The following is a 16,507-nucleotide window of genomic DNA, read 5'->3' on the forward strand; positions in this document are numbered from 1 at the left end:
GTGCTTTCGCACCCGCCGCCTGTTGTTGGTGGACGATACTGGGATCGAACCAGTGACCTCTTCCGTGTCAGGGAAGCGCGCTACCGCTGCGCCAATCGTCCTCGAGGTGGAGACGGGATTCGAACCCGTGTAAACGGATTTGCAGTCCGTTGCCTCGCCTCTCGGCCACTCCACCAGAGAGGCCCTTCCGCCACGGAGGACGGTGGCCTGCCGAACCTTCTCCGAGCGGACGACCGGGTTCGAACCGGCGACCTCAACCTTGGCAAGGTTGCGCTCTACCAACTGAGCTACGTCCGCACTGCGCTCCGTCGCGTTTCCGCTCGGTGCGAGAGCAGAACAGTAGCGCACTTTCCCCCCGGACAAAAACCCGATTTCACCGGGCCACTGCAGGCTCGAAAAGCACCTCATCCGTCACACGAGTCCCATCGAATCTGTCCACTCGCCACGCCGTCCGGTCAGGCCTTCAGCGACACCAGATCGACGCTTTCGAGGTACTCCGCATCGCCCCGGAGATCGATCGCGGCGACACGCCCGCCGACCACGGTGAAAGAGAACACAATCAGCGGTTCACCGCGCTGCATCCACACCAGGCCAGGCATTCCGTCGACCAGCACCAGCTTCGCGGCGGCCGCCCGACCGGAGAACTCCTGCGCGACCCGGTCAGCTCCTGCGAGCCCCGGCGTACCGCCGTAGGCCGCTGCGCCTGCGTCACTTCGTACGACGACCTCCGGGTCCAGCACGTGAAGCAGTCCCGAGAAGTCCGCACCACGTGCTGCGGCGAGGAATGCGGTGACGACTTCCTTCTGCCGCACGACGTCGACGTCGGTCGGTTCCGGCGTACCGCGGACCCGTCGGCGCGCACGGCTGGCAATCTGGCGAGCGGCGGCCGGGGACTTGCCGATGATCGGCGCGATGTCATCGAACGGTACGGCGAACAGATCGTGCAGGACGAACGCGAGCCGCTCGGCCGGCGACAGCGTCTCGAGAACCACTAGCAGTGCCAGCCCCACCGAATCCGCCTGTATTGCTTCGAGTTCGGGATCCGGTACGACGTCGTCCGCGAGGACCGGGGAGTGCTCGCCGACCGGCAACTCGGGCCGCCCGCGCCGGGTCCGCAGCATGTCGAGGCAGATCCGCCCGACCACGGTCGTCAGCCACCCGCCGAGGTTGTCGATCGTCGCGGTGTCGCTGCGGCTGAGCCGGATCCAGGTTTCCTGGACCGCGTCCTCGGCCTCGGGCTCGGAGCCCAGGATCCGGTACGCGACGGCCCGCAGCCGGTCCCGGTTCTGCTCGAACCGCGTCGCCAGCCAGTCGTCGCCGCCCATCCGGATCACATCCTTCATGTGTTGAACTGTCACACTGACCGGCCGAGCGCCGTCATGCGATTGACGGAGTGCGAGCACCACATGTGACAGAGGAGTGAGCGATGACGGCCGAGGCCCGCCCGTTGGAGGTCCGCAAGCAGGACACCTTGAACCGTCTGGAGCAGGACGTCGACGCCTGGGTGTCGACGGCGTCGCTCGACGGTACGCCGTACCTGATGCCGCTCTCGTTCCTGTGGAGCGACGGAACCCTGCTGCTGTCGACGTCACGGACCAACCCGACGGCGCGCAATCTGCTGGCGAATCCCGTCATCCACCTGACGCTGGGGGAGCTGCGCGACGTGATCCACATAGCCGGCACGGTCTCGGTCGTGCAGCCGTCGGACGCCGAGGGCGCGTCCTTCGCAGCGAAGGCAGGCTTCGACCCGCGCCCCCTACCGAACTACCCGTTCTTCCGAGTCACACCAACAAAGATCCAAGCCTGGCGCGAGGTCAACGAACTAAAGACCCGCGTCCTGATGGACAACAGCACCTGGGTCATCTGAGAGCGAGGAACCGCTCGGCCAGTGGACGCCCGCCCGCGGAGCCGAGCGAAGGAAACCGCCAACCCAACCACCGCCAGCCAAGCGAAGCGAAGGCGTCCACCGACGGGCAGTTGGGGATGTGGTGAGTAACGCACGAACCCGACCCTCACACCTGAGCGAACTGCCCAACCCAACCACCGCAGCCGAGCGAAGCGAAGGCGCAAGGGGGTGCGGGTGGCGGAGCCCCCGCCGCGCGGCGAGCGGAGCGCTGCCGCACAAATGACGAAGGCGACGAGGTCCGCGCTTTCTGCGGACACACGTCGCCTGTCGACTGTCGTGGGCGATACTGGGTTCGAACCAGTGACCTCTTCGGTGTGAACGAAGCGCGCTACCACTGCGCCAATCGCCCGGGGTGGTGCTGATGTTTCTTGTGTGGTGTTGCGGGTGAAACCATATCGCATGATGAAGCGACGATCTAATCGGGCCGGGCTACTCTTGCTGCAGGACGGAGACCCCGTCACGTTGGAGACGTGATTGTGACTTTCTCGCACGACACCGAGCAGGCGCTCGGGACGCTGGTCCGGCTCGTCAACACGCTGCCCGGGCCGAACAGCCAGGTCGATTCGCTGGATACCTTGGAGGAACTGGAGAAGTTCGTCCAGGAACGGGAGTTCAGCGCGGTCGACACGCTGTCGGACAAGGACCTGGCCGAGGTGCGTGATCTGCGGCCGTTGTTCGCGCCGGTGTTCACCACGGATTCCGACGCGTCCGCGGCGACGATGATCAACGCGATCATCGCGCGCGGTACGTCGACTCCGCGGCTGACGAACCACGACGGGCACCCGTGGCACATCCACTACTCCCGCGCGGGCGCGTCGCTGGCGTGCCGGATCACGGTGGAGTGCGGGATCGCCCTGGCGCAGGTCATCTCGGCCGGCGAACGCGAACGCCTCCGCAGATGCGAGGCGCCGGACTGCGATGACGCCTTGATCGACCTGTCCCGCAATCGCTCCAAGCGCTACTGCGACGCCCGCACCTGCGGCAACCGCTTGCACGTAGCCGCCTATCGCGAACGCCGCAAAGCCTCGGGCGAGTAACCACTCAGCGAGTACTCGACGCCCTTTCCGGAACCTTTTTGCCGTCTGTTGGCAGATATGTTCCGGAAAGGGCGGCCGCTACGGGTTCGGGTTTTCGGTGGAGCGTTCCGCGAAGATCTTGGCGACCTGGGCGGTGATGGTGCCGGGAGCCGGCAGGTCGCGGTCGTCGACACGCTGGATGCCCTGGACATCACGCGTTGTGGATGTGAGGAAGATCTCCTCTGCCTCGAACAGCTGCTCCAGCGGTACGTCGCGCTCGACGCCGCCGAACCATTCGAGGACGAGTCCGCGCGTCACGCCCGCCAGCGCGCCCGACGCGAGGGTCGGCGTGACGAGTTCACCGTCGTACACGCAGAAGATGTTCGAGCCGGTGCCTTCGCTCAGGTTGCCGATCGTGTTGGCGAAGATCGCCTCGCTGCCGCCGCGTTCCTTCGCGTAGGCGAGGGCGCGGACGTTCTCGGCGTACGACGTGGTCTTGAGGCCGGCGACCGCGCTGCGTTCGTTGCGCACCCACGGGACGGTGACGATCGCTGAGGTGGGGGACGGGCGCTTGATCTCCTGGGTCGCGATCAGGACGGTCGGGCTCGACGTGCCGCGGTCCGACGACAGCGGAGAGACACCGCCCGTGAACGTGATCCGCAGCCGGCCGAACGGGATACCGGGATCAGCCGCGATCACCGCGTCGATACCCGCCTCGATCGCGGCGACATCAGGCGCCGGGAGGCCGAGCCCGACCGCAGAACGGACCAGCCGGTCGAGATGCCGCCGTACCGCGAACGGGCGGCCGCTCTCGATCTTGATCGTCTCGAAAACGCCGTCACCGGTGGTCAGCCCGTGATCCAGCGGCGAGACCGTCGCCTCGTCGTCCAGCAAGGCGCCGTTGAGCCAGATACGCATGTGGTGCTCCTTCCGCGGAACACCTTAGTGCGCAGGTGATCCCGGTCCGCGCGGGAGTCCGAAGGTGAGCAGTTGATGACAGTACGTCGACGTACCGGCGACCCCGGTTTTTGAACTGAGACAGAGATGGGCTAATGTTCTTCTCGCGCCGGAGACACCGAAAACCGGTCGCGTTGCGGACGTAGCTCAGTTGGTAGAGCGCAACCTTGCCAAGGTTGAGGTCGCCGGTTCGAACCCGGTCGTCCGCTCGGAGAGGGTTCGGCAGGCCAGCTTTCTCAGTGGTGGAGTGGCCGAGAGGCGAGGCAACGGCCTGCAAAGCCGTGTACACGGGTTCGAATCCCGTCTCCACCTCGAGAACCCCAACAGGTTCCCTTGGACGATTGGCGCAGCGGTAGCGCGCTTCCCTGACACGGAAGAGGTCACTGGTTCGATCCCAGTATCGTCCACGAAGCCGATAGGCGACTCGTGTCCGCGGAAAGCGCGGACCGGGTCGCCTTCGTCATTTGTGCGGCTGCGCTTCGCTTGCCGCGCGGCGGGGGCTCCGCCACCCGCACCCCCTATGCGCCTTCGCTTCGCTCGGCTGCGGTGGTCGGGTTGGGCAGTCCGCTCACCCGCTTGGGTTGGGTTCGTGCGTTCCTCACCACATCTCCAGCTGCCCCGCCGGTGGGCGCCTTCGCTTCGCTCGGCTGCGGTGGTTGGGTTGGGCGGTCCGCTCACGTGTGCGGGGTGGGTTCGCACGTCACCTACCGCGTGGCGGCTAGGTGGTGGGGGCGGGGTGGCGGAAGCGGCGGCTGGTGGTGGGGGGTAGTTCTTGCATGCCGGCGGATTGCATTACGTGGGCTGAGGCGTTGTTGGTTAGGTGGCATTCGCCCCAGACGGTTACGTCTAGGTGGGTTAGGGCGGCTGTTAGAGCCTCGGTGGCGTAGCCGTTGGAGCGGTGGGTGGGGTGGATGGCGTAGCCGAAGCTCCAGTCGGCGGTGGGGTCGTTGCTGATGCCCAGGCCTAGCCAGCCGACGGGGGTGGTGTCGGATCGGCGGGTGAGGATCAGTTGGAGGTGGGTGCCGTCCTGGGTGGTGGTGCTGCTGTGGAGGTCCAGCCATTCGCGGACTGCTTGCTTGTCGCGGGGGCCGAAGTCGTCCATGAATTGGGCGACGCGGGGGTCGGTCCAGAGTTCGACGAGGGTCTGGAAGTCGGACTCGATCGGCCAGCGGAGAGCCAGCCTGGGGGTGATGAGTGGCAGCTCCATCACGGCAAGCGAGCTGCGGACCTCGTGCGAACGCGACCGGATTTCGGGAGAGAGTTCGACAATCGGCGAACAGCTGTACGATCAGCATCAAACAATCTCAGGAGGATGGTGACGGTCGTGCGGGCGTTGGAACAGCCTTCGTTGGACGGTCCGCGGGTGATGCGGCTCGTGGATGTCGTGGTGCCGGTGGCGGGGTCGGGGGAGGTCCTCGTGAAAGTTGGTGCCGCCGGGGTGAACTTCGCTGACGTGATGCAGACGCGGGGCACGTACGACGGCGGTCCGAGGCCGCCGTACCTCGCGGGCTTCGAGGCAGCCGGAGAGATCGTCGCCCTGGGGGAGAGCGTGACGAACGTGGCCCTCGGCGACCACGTCATTGGTACGGGCGCTGGTGCGTTTGCGGAGTACGTGCTGATGCCCGCGGACACCGTGGTGCGGGTGCCGACTGGCTGGAGTGATGATGAAACGCTTGGCTTGGTGCTGAACTGGGCGACCGCTCTCGTGTCTCTCCGTCCGCTCGGACGGCTGACCGCTGGTGACATTGTGCTGATCCACGCGGCCGCCGGCGGTGTTGGGCAGGCTGCGGTGCGGATCGCGAAGTATTACGGCGCAACGGTGATCGGCACGGCGTCCGCGTCGAAGCATGATGTCGTACGGCGGCTTGGTGCGGATCATGTGATCGACCGTCACGCGGACCTGGTCGCTGAGGTACGCCGGTTGACGGGCGGGCGTGGTGTGGACATCGTGCTCGAGTCCGTTGGCGGGGAGACGTTCCGGCAGAGCGTCGAGGTTGCGCGCCGGGTGACTGGGAAGGTTGTCGTGATCGGGGCTGCGGCGGGGGAGTCGTCGATCAGCAACTGGGAGCTCAACTTCAAGCACCCGGTGCACGTGATCGGTCAGCATTTGACCACCACGATCCAGCAGGCGCCTGAGCTGTTCGCCGAGGTTCTCGCAGAGCTCGACGAACTGATCAAGAAAGGTGTGTACCCGCCCGGTCGTCCGACCGTCTACGACCTCGCCGACGGACCGAAGGCTCTGGCCGAGCTCGAGGCTCGCGCCACCGTCGGCAAGCTCGCGCTCAGACCGTCAGTCGATGACTGACTGGGCGACTCGGAAGCCGAGGTCTTCGATGGCGAACGTCGGATGTGAGCGTCGGCGGACGGTGGAGCCGAGAGCGCGCTCTTCGTCGGCGAAACCGCCGCCGCGGAAGATCCGGTACGGGCCGTAGGTGTCAGGGTCGTACAGATCCCAGCACCACTCCCACACGTTGCCGAGCATGTCGTGCAGCCCCCACGCGTTCGGCGTGCGCAGACCGACGGGATGCGCATGGCCGCCGGAGTTCTCGGCGTACCAGGCGATGTCGTCGAGGGGGCCGTAGCGATAGCCGGGCGTGCCGGCGGTGCACGCGTACTGCCACTCGGCCTCGGTGGGCAGCCGGTAGCCGGGGGAGGACTGGTCCCAGTCCACCTGCTCGCCCTCGATCGTGTAGGCGAGCGGCAGCCCGGCGTCCATCGACAACTGGTTGCACAAGGCAATCGCGTCGAACCAGCTCACGCCCGTGAGTGGCAGGTCGCCCCGCGTCATCGGGTACCGGGCCAGACGGAAGGCGGGCAGGTTCACGGGCCACCGTTTGCCGACCCGGTCGTCGCGCAGGAACAGGAGTCCAGCAGGTAGGTCAGCGAGGTCGAGCATCGTCCAACCGTAAGCGGATCAATAGAACTGCCGGATCTTCGGCCACAAGGTGGACCACGGCTCCGCGGGCTCGGTGCACAGGACCAAGGCGGTGCCGTCCTCGTCGTTCGAGACGATGCTGTCCACCGTGCCGACCTGCTGGCAGTCGCGGAAGTACGACTCGAAGCCCGGGTTCCGCTCGATCTCGACGAGCAGCACCGGACCGGTGTTGGTGTCCGGAGGTCGCGACCAATCCCAGAAGCTCATGTGCGAGGAGTACGGCGTGGGCAGGCCGAGCGCGGGCCCGTAGCGCACGAGCGCTCCGGCCTCGCCGTAGTTGCCGGTGAAGAGAGTCGCTCGCTCCGCAGACGGGATCTGACTCCAGGCGCTCGCGACGGACGCGGCGAACGCCGGCCACCCGATCTGTTCGCCCTGCTCCTTGTTCACAGGGATGACGAAGTCGGCCGCTGACGCGGGCAAAACCGGCAATGTGAAGACGGCAGATGTCACCGCAGTCAGGACGAGACCGACGACAGCCTGGACTCGATGACGGTCGACCCAGCGAAGGGCGGGCTCACAACCGGCCGCCACGAGCACGAGTAGCAGCGGCAGCGCGTAGTACGACTTCCCGCCGGTGACGAGCACGACGACGCACAACGCCGGATACGCCAGCGCGACGGAGCGTGCCCAGTGGAGCTGCCGCCAGATGCGCAGGAAGCCGGCCACCCACACCGGGACCAGGAACGGTGACAGCTGCAAGAGCTGCAGCGGGATGAACATGATCCGGTTCTCGGTGCCGTCGTCCTCGCTGATACCGCTGGCGACCGTGAGCTGCGGCCAGTCGTGCTGGAACTGCCACAGCAGGTTCGGCAGCGCGATCAGACCCGCGACCGCCACGCCCGCGAGCAGCCACCAGGACCGCAGCACCCCGCGCGGTCCGACGATCAGTAGCGAGATGAGCAGCGCGCCGATCGGCAGCACGACGAGGTACTTGTTCTCCAACGCGATCCCGGCCGTCAGCCCGAGCGCGAGCCACCAGCGACCGTCGCCCGTCCGCAGCAGCTTCACCGCGAACAGACCGATCAACATCCAGGCAAGCAGGTCGTACGTCGCCGTGGAGACCAAGTGCCCGACGCCGAGCACGAAGCCGGACACCGCGGCGCAGACAGCAGCCAGGATCTGTCCGCGTCGATCGCTCCCGAACTCCCGCGCGATCAGCGCGACGACGATGATCGTGGCGACAGTGCTCAGCGTCGACAGCACCCGCAAACCCATCACGGTGTCGCCGAAGACAGCGGTCGAGACACGCGCGATGAACGGCGTCAGCGGCGGTTGGTCGACGTACCCCCAGCTGAGATGGCGTCCGGCGACCATGAAGTACAGCTCGTCGCGGTGGTAGCCGTAGCGTCCGGAGAGCGCAGTCATCACCGCACCGACGATCAACGCCACGGTCGCCACCGGCCGTGCGGCGAACGCAGGCACGGGTGGGCGGGTCATGGCGGCATCGTGTCAGCCGAACAGGGCTGCGACTAGTTCAACAGATGAGGCTCCTACTCGCGTTCCAGGAGCAGGACGCGGCCAGCAAGTGATTCGTCCTCCACTAAGCGGACGACGGCGTCGGTCACTGTGCTGAGCGGGATCAACTCAGGTCCGCGATCCGCCGGTGGCAGCGCCTCGCGTTCGCGGAGTCCGCGAGGAGTGGCGACCCAGTCGGGGACGACGCAGTTCACCCGGACGCCGTGACTGGCGTGCAGGGGAGTCAGCGTCGTGGTGAGCCGGATCAGGCCCGCCTTCGCCGCGCTGTACTCCGGGGAGACGTGTGGTCCGAAGCCCACCCCGGCCGACGAGCCGACGTTCACCACCACGCCGCCGCCCGCGTTGTTGACCAGGATCTGTGGCTGACATGCCATCAGTTCGGCCACCGCCGCGTCGTCGCGCACATCGACGTCGGCGAAGCGCGCAGACGGCCCGATCAGCTCGCACGTTCGCTGCCCGCCGGGCCCATCGACGTCCGCGACCACGACCGAGGCGCCTGCCGCACCCAGGCGGACGGCGATCGCGCGCCCGATGCCGACCGCGGCACCGGTGACCACTGCGACTTTTCCCGCGATTTCCATGTCCGGTACGGTCCCAGGCCGCACCGACAGTTTGCGGGATGATTGGATATGTCAACCGGAACTTCCGAGGGGTAGGCGCTGTGGCACTGCTGTACGAGCGGATCTGTGCTCACGTGCTGGAGCAGCTCCGTCGGGGCGCGCTGCGGCCGGGGGACCGGGTGCCGTCCGAGATGGAGCTGGCGGCGCAGTTCGCGGTCAGCCGGATCACCTCCAAGCGCGCCTTGGAGGTACTGCGGGAAGCCGGTCTGGTGGAGCGCGTCCGCGGCAAGGGGACGTTCGTCGTACGCCGGCTGCCCGACCTCACCGATCTGACCGTCCCGTTGCGGCCGACGCCGCGCCGCGAGGCCCGGTCGATCGCGCTGGTCGTGCCTGATATGTCCGAGGCGTACGGGCTGGACCTTCTGAACGCGATCGAGGAGCGCTGCGCGGAGTACGGCGCCCACCTGGTGGTACGGCGTACGCACGGCCGGCAGACCGATGAGGAGAAGGCTGTCGACTCGCTCGTGGCCACTGTGGACGGTCTGATCGTGTTCCCGGTGCACGGCGACTTCTACAACGCCAGCCTGCTCCGGCAGGTGCTCGACGGGTTCCCGGTGGTTCTGGTGGACCGTCATCTGTCCGGCATCCCTGTGGCCGCGGTGCACACGGACAACGTGGCCGCAGCTCGCGCACTCACCACGCGGTTGCTGGAGCTGGGGCATGAGCACGTTGCCTTCGTCTCTCCGCCCCCGGTGAACACCTCGTCGATCGAGGACCGGCTGGAAGGCTTCCGCGCCGCCTTCACCACCGTCGGTCAGCCGTACGAGCTGACCGACCTGCGCAGCACCCTGCCCGGCTCGACGACGACTGAGAGCGTCCGCGCGGACATGGACACCATCCGGGCGTTCCGCGACCAGAGGCCCGAGGTGACGGCGTACTTCGCCTGTGAGTACAACCTGGCCCGCATGGTCGACCGTGCGCTGGGCGGTGACCGGGTGGTTGCCTGCTTCGACTCACCGGGGGACTCCATCGGCGGACCGCCGTACCTGCATGTCCGGCAGAACCAGACAGAGATGGGCCGGCGTGCCGTGGACCTACTACTTGCGCAGCTGCGCGGCGAGCCCGTGCCGAACCTGTCCCTCGTACCGTTCGAGCTGATCGACGCGCAGACCTGACCTTCGGCAGTACGGCGCGGGCATCGCGACTGTGTAGCGTCTACGTCATGAAGTGGCGGCGCCTGGGGGACGTGGGTCTGTGGGCCGCGCTGACCTTCCTGGTGCTCGCAGAGAGCGGTGCACGGCACGACCCGTACTGGTTCCGCGCTGTCTGCCTCGCCGTACTGGCATTTGCTGTCTTCGGGCGACGTAGGTGGCCCCTGGTGGCTCTGGCCGTCGTGGCGTGGACGGAGATCGTCGTCCTCGCCTTCGCGCTCGGTACGACGAACGGCGTGCAGATCTCGCTGGTACCGGCGATCAGTCTGCTGAGCTACCTGGCCGGACGGCGGGAGACGCAGCTCAAGCACTTCGTCCTGCTGTGCAGTTGGTCGCTGCTCGGGATGCTCGTCCTCGCCCTGACGTTGCGCAGGGGATCACTGGCGACAGAGGCGGTGCTGACGTGGCTCCTGTTGCTCCTGCTCGCACTACTGCTGGTCGTGCTGCCGTGGTTGATAGGGCGCTACCGGGCACAGCAGGCATTGCTGGCGACGGCCGGCTGGGAGCGGGCCGAGCGGATCGAGCGCGAGCAGCAGATGGAGATCGACCAGGAGCGCCTGCGCGAGAGGTCCCGGATCGCCGAGGACATGCACGATTCGGTCGGTCACGAGCTCAGCCTGATCGCACTGCGCGCGGCAGCCCTCGAGCTCGACCCGTCCCTGCCAGAGGAGCACCGACGAGCTGCGGGTGAGCTACGCGAGTCAGCGGCCACAGCGACAGAGCGGCTCGGCGAAATCGTCGGCGTACTGCGTGACCAGGACGCACCGACCGTGCCGCACGACGAAACCGTGCGTGCGTTGGTGGACAGGGCTGCAGCGTCCGGTCTGGCGGTGCAGCTCACTGAGGACATCGACGGCGTACTGGCGCCGATGGTGGACCGTGCTGTGCACCGCGTGGTGCAGGAGTCGTTGACGAATGCGAGCAAGCACGCACCTGGTGCGTCGGTGACGGTCAGCGTGACGACACACGAGGACGACGTACAGGTAGAGGTTGTCGACACCGGAGCGACTCAGCCACTGGCTGCGCCGTCAGGTGGGCGTGGCCTCGACGGCCTGCGAGAACGTGTCCGGCTGGCAGGTGGCTCGTTCGCTGCGGATCCACGACCAGGCGGTGGTTTCCAGGTCACTGCCACGATGCCGCGCGCCGGTGGCCGACCAGAGCCGCCGACCGCCGCGGTTGAGCGAGCCACGGTACGACGGAGCGCACAGCGTGGCCTGATCACTGCCATTGCCGCGCCCGTACTACTAGGTGCGGTGGTCGGTGCGGTTGCCCTTGGCTACTACCTCGTCGCCGGCTACAGCGCGATCCTGCGACCCGCGCAGTACGACGGACTCACCATCGGGCAGTCCGAGGCAGAGGTGGAGAAGGTACTGCCCCGGATGCAGATGATCGACCCGCCGGGGGAGGGCTACCACCCACCGACCGACTGGAGCTGCCGGTACTACCGCCCGGCCGCACCGTTCTCCAGCAACTACGTCTACCGTCTGTGCTTCGCGAACGGCGCTTTGGTCGCCAAGGCCGTCGTACAGAGTGGTTCTGTCGCACCGACCCCGGAAGGCAACGGATGATCAGGGTGATGCTCGCCGACGACGAGGCGATGGTGCGCGCCGGTGTCCGCGCGATCCTCGGCACCGACGACGAGATCGACGTCGTTGCCGAGGCAGCCGACGGCGTGGAAGCCGTCGAAGCGGTACGGCGGCACCGGCCGGACGTCGCCGTACTGGACATCCGGATGCCGAAGCTGGACGGACTGGCTGCCGGCGCCGAGATCCGGCGGACCGTCCCGGAAACGGCGGTCGTCATCCTCACGACGTTCTCGGAGGACGCCTACATCGCCCGGGCGCTCGGCGACGGCGCGAGCGGCTTCCTGCTGAAGTCCGGCGACCCGCGGGAGCTGATCGCGGGGCTGAAAGCAGTAGCTGACGGCGCCGCCTACCTCTCGCCGAAGATCGCCCAGCGGGTGATCGCCGAGCTGGGTGCCGGGGCCGGTGGCGGAGCGATGGCGCGTGCCGCGGCCGCGAAGGAGCAGGTCGCCGTACTGACTCCCCGGGAGCTTGAGGTGCTCGGACTGGTCGGTGCCGGCCTGTCGAACGCCGAGATCGCCGGCCGGCTGTACCTGGTCGAGGGGACCGTGAAGGCGTACGTCAGCGCCGTTCTGCTGCGGCTCGGCGTGAAGAACCGGGTCCAGGCGGCGATCGTCGCCTACGAAGCCGGTCTGGTCACGGGCTGAGGGGCCGGATCTGGCCGCTTCGGGTCACCGGGACGCATGGTCGGCGCGAGCCTGGATACTGGTTGTCGAACCGTCATCGAACGCTCCGGGTGGTGACATAGTGAGGACACCGGGTCATGGGATAGTGGACCCTCCCGGAGACCTCACCTCTCCGGACCACCCAGCAAGCCTCCAGGGGCCACCCGCCCCCTCGCACAGATCGGGGATCCAGGTCGTGACCGACTCGCACAACTCCGGACAGCACAAAGACCGGGAAGCAGCGGCGGCCGAGGTCCGGAGAATGTGGCAGCCGACCCCCTCCTGGTCTCAGCCGGACCCTAACCAGTCGACCGACGCCGAGTCGTCGGATGCACAGCCCGTCGAGGAGACCGAAGAACAGGCGGACGCCTTGTCGCAGGACTTCCCGGGCGACTCGTGGTCCGGACCGGCCGCCAAGCCTGTCGACCAGCCGGCGCCGTGGACCCAGCCGCAGCCGAGCGCGCCGACCCCGTCGTGGACGCAGCCGGCCGCCGAGTCCGGTGCCGCGTCGTGGAGCCAGCCGGAAGAGCAGGACGACGAGGCCGCTCTCGAGGCCGAGCCCGCGGCCGCCACCGACGATGCTGCTCCCGCTCAGGATGCCGGTCAGAACAGCCCCGTGTTCGGCGGTTCGTCGTTCCACGGCTCCGGACAGGAGCCGGGCGCGCAGCCGCAGGGAGCGCAGTTCCCGCCTGCCCAGCCTCCGCAGGCGGCTCCGGCGCCCCAGCCGGGACAGGGCGGTCAGCCGCTGTCGCCGGCCGCACAGCACTTCTTCCCGCAGGGTGTCCCGGGTCAGCAGGCGCAGCAGCCGCCGAAGAACCTGTCGTACCGGGCCGACGAGCTGATCCAGGCGCTGCCGCTGCCGCGGGAGGCTCCCGCCGAGCGTGGCATGCGGAGCATGCTGAAGCTGCGTCCGGGCAGCACCGAGCGTTCCGAGCGGATCGCCCGGGCGACGGCGGCGACGGCCTTCCGCCGTCCGGTGACGATCGTCGTGGCGAACCCGAAGGGCGGCTCGGGCAAGACGCCGACCACCCTGATGCTGGCCGGTGCGCTCGGTCAGGCCCGCGGCGGCGGTGTCGTCGCGTGGGACAACAACGAGCTGCGCGGCAACATGCACCTGCGGACCCACGACACGAACTCGCGGTCGACCGTCACGGACATGCTGCAGGCGATGCCGATGCTGACCCAGCCGGACGCCCGGCTCGGCGACGTCGCGGCGTACCTGCGGCACCAGGTCGCCGGTCAGTACGACGTCCTCACGTCGGCGACCACGACGTACGCGCAGATCGAGGCCAAGGACTTCGACCAGATCCACCGCCTGCTGAGCCGGTTCTACAAGGTGCTCGTGATCGACACCGGGAACAACGAGGGCTCCAGCAACTGGCGCGAGGCGATGAAGGCGGCCGACGCCCTCGTCATCCCGATCAAGTGGAAGAGCCTGTCCTGCGCGGCCGCCGTGCAGATGCTCGAGGAGCTCGACAACCAGGGCCCGGAGGCTCAGCGGCTGATCCGCCGCGCCATCATCGCGGTCTCCAACGGCCCCGGCGATGTGAACAAGGAGGTCGAGAAGCAGCTCCGCCCGTACTTCGAGTCCCGCGCGGCCGCCGTCGTCGACATCCCGACCGACATGCACGTCGCCGCCGAAGGCCCACTCGACCACAACGCCCTGCAGCCCGGCACCCGACGCGCCGCCCTGGACCTGGCGGCCCGCGTCTCGGAACAGATCACCACCGCCCTCAACACCCCCCGCTGAGCTCAGTCAACGAGGCGGTCCGGACACTGTCCGGACCGCCTCGTTGCTGGTCAGGCGTCGCGTCGCTTGAGGACGATCGCACCGAAGACGAGTGCGCCGGCTGCCCAGGCGATCAGGACCGCCGCACTCAGGGTGGGGGAGAGCGGGTCTGTGCCGCCTGTCAGGAAGTTCTGGCCGGCCCCGCCTGGGAGGAGGGCCGCTGTCCACACCAGGGCGCGCAATGAGGCCTGGCCCAGCATCAGCGGGACCACCAGAAGCAGCAGAAAGGCAACCGTCAGTGTGCCTGCGGTGCTCCGGACCACCCAGGCGATTCCGGCACTGAAGAGGCCGGCAGCGGTCGCGTAGAAGCCGACGGACAGCAGGTCGACCACGATGTCGGTCGCGTTCCAGTCAGCCCAGGAGCCGGCGGTCAGACCGCCTGCCACGGAGGCGAGCGCCGCTATAGCGATCCCGTAGACGAACAGGACCGGTGCCAGTACAACAGCCTTGGCGAGTACGACGTCCCGCCGTACCGGAGTCCACTGCAGAGTCGAACGGATGCTGCCCGTCGCGTACTCCGAGGTGACTGTCAGCAGGGCGAACGCGGCAATCACCACCTGCACGATCAGCATCGCCGAGGCGCCGAAGTGCCCGATCGGCTGCTGCTGCGCGACCTCGCCCGGCTCGAGGTGGGTGTTGTCGTAGGCAAGTCCCCAGCCGTACTGCAGCCCGAGCAACGTGCTCAGCACGGCAGCAGCCACGATGTTGAGCCAGCTGGACCGGACCGACCACAGCTTGACCCACTCCGATCGAACCGCGTTCGACAGACCTGAACCGGTCGTTACTCCGAGGATCGCTGTACTCATCGTCCACCTGCTTCCACGAGCTCACCCTGAGCCTCGACTTGACCTTGACGCCGCTTCTTGAGCCGATGCCGGACGACCTCGACGACCAGCGTGACCGCGAGCGCGAGCCCGATGCCGAGGACCACACCCTTCAGCGGGTTGTCCTCGAACGCTTTCCCGCCGATATATCCGACCAGGCTGCAGTAGACGCCCCAACTGACCGCGGCCAGTGCGGCGAACGCGGAGAACTGCCGGAGCGGGTACCGGACCGATCCCATCGTCAGCGTGACCGCGGTACGTCCTCCGGGCACGTACCTGGCGACGATCAGGACCAACCCGCCGCGCTCGGCCAAAGCCTGCCGAGCCCAGAGCACCGCGGAGGACCGCCTGGTCCCTGGCTTCATCCGGTCGAGCGCCCGTCCGCCGGCGCCGCGCCCGAGGGCGTAGGAGACGTGATCGCCCATGAAGGCTCCGACCGCCGAGACGACGATGACGGCGTACAGGTTGGGCTCACCGGCGGCGGCGAACACCCCTGCCGTGACGACCAGCGTCTCCGATGGGATAGCCGGGAAGAACCCGTCCAGCGCCGCGAACCCCCACAACGCGAGGTAGATCCACCAGGAGGACATCAGTTCGTGTGCGAACTGGAGGATCGCGTCGTTCATGACGCCACCGCCACGCCGTACTCGACGCTGTCCGCGGTGAGCTCCATGTAGGCCTCCTCGAGGGACGCGCGCTCCGTCACCAGTTCGTGCAGCCGTACGCCGAGTTCGTAGGCGAGATCGCCGACCCGTTCGGCCGGTACGCCGGTCACCACCAGCCGCTCCCCGACCGCCTCGACTCGCTCGGCCTCATCCGCCAGCCGGTCCCGCAGTACGGCGAGCTGGGTCCGGTCGGGGACCCGCGCCGCGACGGTCGTCCTGGACGACCCCGCGATCACGTCGCCGACCGCGGCGTCCGCGATGAGGCGGCCGCGACCGATCACGACCAGCTGATCGGCGGTCAGCTGCATCTCACTCATCAGATGGCTGGAGACGAAGACCGTGCGGCCCTCCGCCGCGAGCGAGCGCATCAGCTCACGGACCCAGCGAACACCGTCCGGGTCGAGGCCGTTCACCGGCTCGTCGAACATCAGCACCTCGGGATCGCCGAGCAGCGCGCCGGCGATGCCGAGCCGCTGGCCCATGCCGAGCGAGAACTGCCCGGCGCGTTTGCGCGTCACCGTGTCCAGGCCGACGATCGACAGCACCTCGTCGACGCGGGCGACCGGGACGCCGTTGCTGCGGGCCATCGCGACCAGATGGTCACGGGCGGACCGGCGAGGGTGCAGGGCTTTGGCGTCGAGCAGGGCCCCGACCTTGGTCAGCGGGCGCGGCCATTCGGCGTACGGACGTCCGTCGACGAGCGCGCTGCCCGCGGTCGGGCTGTCGAGGCCGAGGATCATCCGCATCGTGGTCGACTTGCCGGCGCCGTTCGGCCCGAGGAAGCCGGTCACCCGGCCGGGGGAGATGGTGAGGTCGAGCGAGTCCACGGCGGTCGTCCCGCCGTACCTCTTGGTGAGTCCTTCGAGCGTGATCACGCCGGGGCCCTTTCCTGGTCCTTGTGGTACCTAGAACCTAGAAAT

Annotated in this window: 16 protein-coding genes and 7 tRNA genes; 10 read left to right on the forward strand and 13 right to left on the reverse strand. The window is 67.9% G+C overall.

Features of this window, described 5'->3' with window-relative positions; genetic code table 11:
* Positions 1-26 precede the first annotated feature (26 nt).
* The 4 genes from OHB24_RS31415 to OHB24_RS31430 all read right to left on the reverse strand — a co-directional run bounded on the left by OHB24_RS31415 (position 27) and on the right by OHB24_RS31430 (position 1,343).
* A tRNA-Val gene (locus OHB24_RS31415) sits at positions 27-101 on the reverse strand.
* Between the two features lie 3 nt (positions 102-104).
* A tRNA-Cys gene (locus tag OHB24_RS31420) sits at positions 105-175 on the reverse strand.
* A gap of 49 nt (positions 176-224) precedes the next feature.
* Positions 225-297, reverse strand: a tRNA-Gly gene (locus OHB24_RS31425).
* A gap of 158 nt (positions 298-455) precedes the next feature.
* Entirely contained in the window at positions 456-1,343 is an 888-nt protein-coding gene (locus tag OHB24_RS31430) for a sigma-70 family RNA polymerase sigma factor (RefSeq protein WP_327634482.1), read from the reverse strand.
* Positions 1,344-1,426: 83 nt separating this feature from the next.
* Here OHB24_RS31430 and OHB24_RS31435 point away from each other — a divergent pair, with 83 nt between their 5' ends.
* Positions 1,427-1,867, forward strand: a complete 441-nt coding sequence (locus tag OHB24_RS31435; RefSeq protein WP_327634483.1) for a pyridoxamine 5'-phosphate oxidase family protein — start codon at positions 1,427-1,429, stop codon at positions 1,865-1,867.
* A 316-nt stretch (positions 1,868-2,183) separates the two neighbouring features.
* Here OHB24_RS31435 and OHB24_RS31440 read toward each other — a convergent pair.
* Positions 2,184-2,255: transfer RNA gene (locus OHB24_RS31440), tRNA-Val, on the reverse strand.
* A gap of 121 nt (positions 2,256-2,376) precedes the next feature.
* Here OHB24_RS31440 and OHB24_RS31445 point away from each other — a divergent pair.
* Positions 2,377-2,943: a CGNR zinc finger domain-containing protein gene (locus OHB24_RS31445; RefSeq protein ID WP_327634484.1), complete on the forward strand. Its 567-nt coding sequence runs from the start codon at positions 2,377-2,379 to the stop codon at positions 2,941-2,943.
* Between the two features lie 78 nt (positions 2,944-3,021).
* On the opposite strand, the gene OHB24_RS31450 is transcribed toward OHB24_RS31445, so the two are convergent.
* Positions 3,022-3,840, reverse strand: a complete 819-nt coding sequence (locus OHB24_RS31450; protein ID WP_327634485.1) for an aminotransferase class IV — start codon at positions 3,838-3,840, stop codon at positions 3,022-3,024.
* 175 nt (positions 3,841-4,015) lie between these two features.
* Here OHB24_RS31450 and OHB24_RS31455 point away from each other — a divergent pair.
* The 3 genes from OHB24_RS31455 (at position 4,016) to OHB24_RS31465 (ending at position 4,286) form a co-directional block, all read left to right on the forward strand.
* Positions 4,016-4,088 (forward strand) — tRNA-Gly (locus OHB24_RS31455).
* A 32-nt stretch (positions 4,089-4,120) separates the two neighbouring features.
* Positions 4,121-4,191, forward strand: a tRNA-Cys gene (locus tag OHB24_RS31460).
* 23 nt (positions 4,192-4,214) lie between these two features.
* Positions 4,215-4,286: transfer RNA gene (locus tag OHB24_RS31465), tRNA-Val, on the forward strand.
* A gap of 311 nt (positions 4,287-4,597) precedes the next feature.
* Here the strand turns inward: OHB24_RS31465 and OHB24_RS31470 are convergent.
* A complete protein-coding gene (locus OHB24_RS31470) occupies positions 4,598-5,086 on the reverse strand; it encodes a GNAT family N-acetyltransferase (protein WP_327634486.1) in 489 nt (162 codons plus the stop codon).
* A gap of 105 nt (positions 5,087-5,191) precedes the next feature.
* Between OHB24_RS31470 and OHB24_RS31475 the strand changes: the two genes are divergently transcribed.
* Positions 5,192-6,184 (forward strand): zinc-binding dehydrogenase, encoded by a 993-nt coding sequence (locus OHB24_RS31475; RefSeq protein ID WP_327634487.1) that lies wholly within the window; start codon positions 5,192-5,194, stop codon positions 6,182-6,184.
* Here OHB24_RS31475 and OHB24_RS31480 read toward each other — a convergent pair.
* Genes OHB24_RS31480 through OHB24_RS31490 form a run of 3 tightly spaced genes read right to left on the reverse strand, consistent with a single transcriptional unit; the run spans position 6,170 to position 8,871 of the window.
* Positions 6,170-6,775 (reverse strand): formylglycine-generating enzyme family protein, encoded by a 606-nt coding sequence (locus OHB24_RS31480; RefSeq protein ID WP_327634488.1) that lies wholly within the window; start codon positions 6,773-6,775, stop codon positions 6,170-6,172. The two genes, OHB24_RS31475 and OHB24_RS31480, sit on opposite strands and share 15 nt — an antisense overlap.
* 18 nt (positions 6,776-6,793) lie before the next feature.
* Complete coding sequence (locus OHB24_RS31485; RefSeq protein ID WP_327634489.1) at positions 6,794-8,251, reverse strand: ArnT family glycosyltransferase; 1,458 nt, start codon at positions 8,249-8,251, stop codon at positions 6,794-6,796.
* A 53-nt stretch (positions 8,252-8,304) separates the two neighbouring features.
* On the reverse strand, positions 8,305-8,871 hold the full coding sequence (locus OHB24_RS31490) for an SDR family NAD(P)-dependent oxidoreductase (protein ID WP_327634490.1): 567 nt from the start codon (positions 8,869-8,871) through the stop codon (positions 8,305-8,307).
* A gap of 80 nt (positions 8,872-8,951) precedes the next feature.
* Between OHB24_RS31490 and OHB24_RS31495 the strand changes: the two genes are divergently transcribed.
* The 4 genes from OHB24_RS31495 to OHB24_RS31510 all read left to right on the forward strand — a co-directional run bounded on the left by OHB24_RS31495 (position 8,952) and on the right by OHB24_RS31510 (position 14,059).
* Positions 8,952-10,025: a GntR family transcriptional regulator gene (locus OHB24_RS31495; RefSeq protein WP_327634491.1), complete on the forward strand. Its 1,074-nt coding sequence runs from the start codon at positions 8,952-8,954 to the stop codon at positions 10,023-10,025.
* A gap of 47 nt (positions 10,026-10,072) precedes the next feature.
* Positions 10,073-11,629, forward strand: a complete 1,557-nt coding sequence (locus tag OHB24_RS31500) for a sensor histidine kinase (RefSeq protein ID WP_327634492.1) — start codon at positions 10,073-10,075, stop codon at positions 11,627-11,629.
* A complete protein-coding gene (locus OHB24_RS31505; RefSeq protein ID WP_327634493.1) occupies positions 11,626-12,291 on the forward strand; it encodes a response regulator transcription factor in 666 nt (221 codons plus the stop codon). The genes OHB24_RS31500 and OHB24_RS31505 overlap by 4 nt, the downstream gene beginning before the upstream one ends.
* A 214-nt stretch (positions 12,292-12,505) precedes the next feature.
* Positions 12,506-14,059, forward strand: coding sequence for a MinD/ParA family ATP-binding protein (locus OHB24_RS31510; protein WP_327634494.1), 1,554 nt, complete (start codon positions 12,506-12,508; stop codon positions 14,057-14,059).
* Between the two features lie 50 nt (positions 14,060-14,109).
* Here OHB24_RS31510 and OHB24_RS31515 read toward each other — a convergent pair whose 3' ends face one another.
* The 3 genes from OHB24_RS31515 to OHB24_RS31525 are packed head-to-tail and all read right to left on the reverse strand — an operon-like array spanning position 14,110 to position 16,462.
* Entirely contained in the window at positions 14,110-14,904 is a 795-nt protein-coding gene (locus OHB24_RS31515) for an ABC transporter permease (protein ID WP_327634495.1), read from the reverse strand.
* Positions 14,901-15,548 (reverse strand): DedA family protein, encoded by a 648-nt coding sequence (locus OHB24_RS31520; RefSeq protein ID WP_327634496.1) that lies wholly within the window; start codon positions 15,546-15,548, stop codon positions 14,901-14,903. The genes OHB24_RS31515 and OHB24_RS31520 overlap by 4 nt, the downstream gene beginning before the upstream one ends.
* Entirely contained in the window at positions 15,545-16,462 is a 918-nt protein-coding gene (locus OHB24_RS31525) for an ATP-binding cassette domain-containing protein (RefSeq protein WP_327634497.1), read from the reverse strand. Before OHB24_RS31525 ends, OHB24_RS31520 begins: the two co-directional genes overlap by 4 nt.
* Positions 16,463-16,507: the final 45 nt, after the last annotated feature.

It is taken from the genome of Kribbella sp. NBC_00482 (assembly GCF_036013725.1).
In the GTDB taxonomy this organism is placed as follows: domain Bacteria; phylum Actinomycetota; class Actinomycetes; order Propionibacteriales; family Kribbellaceae; genus Kribbella.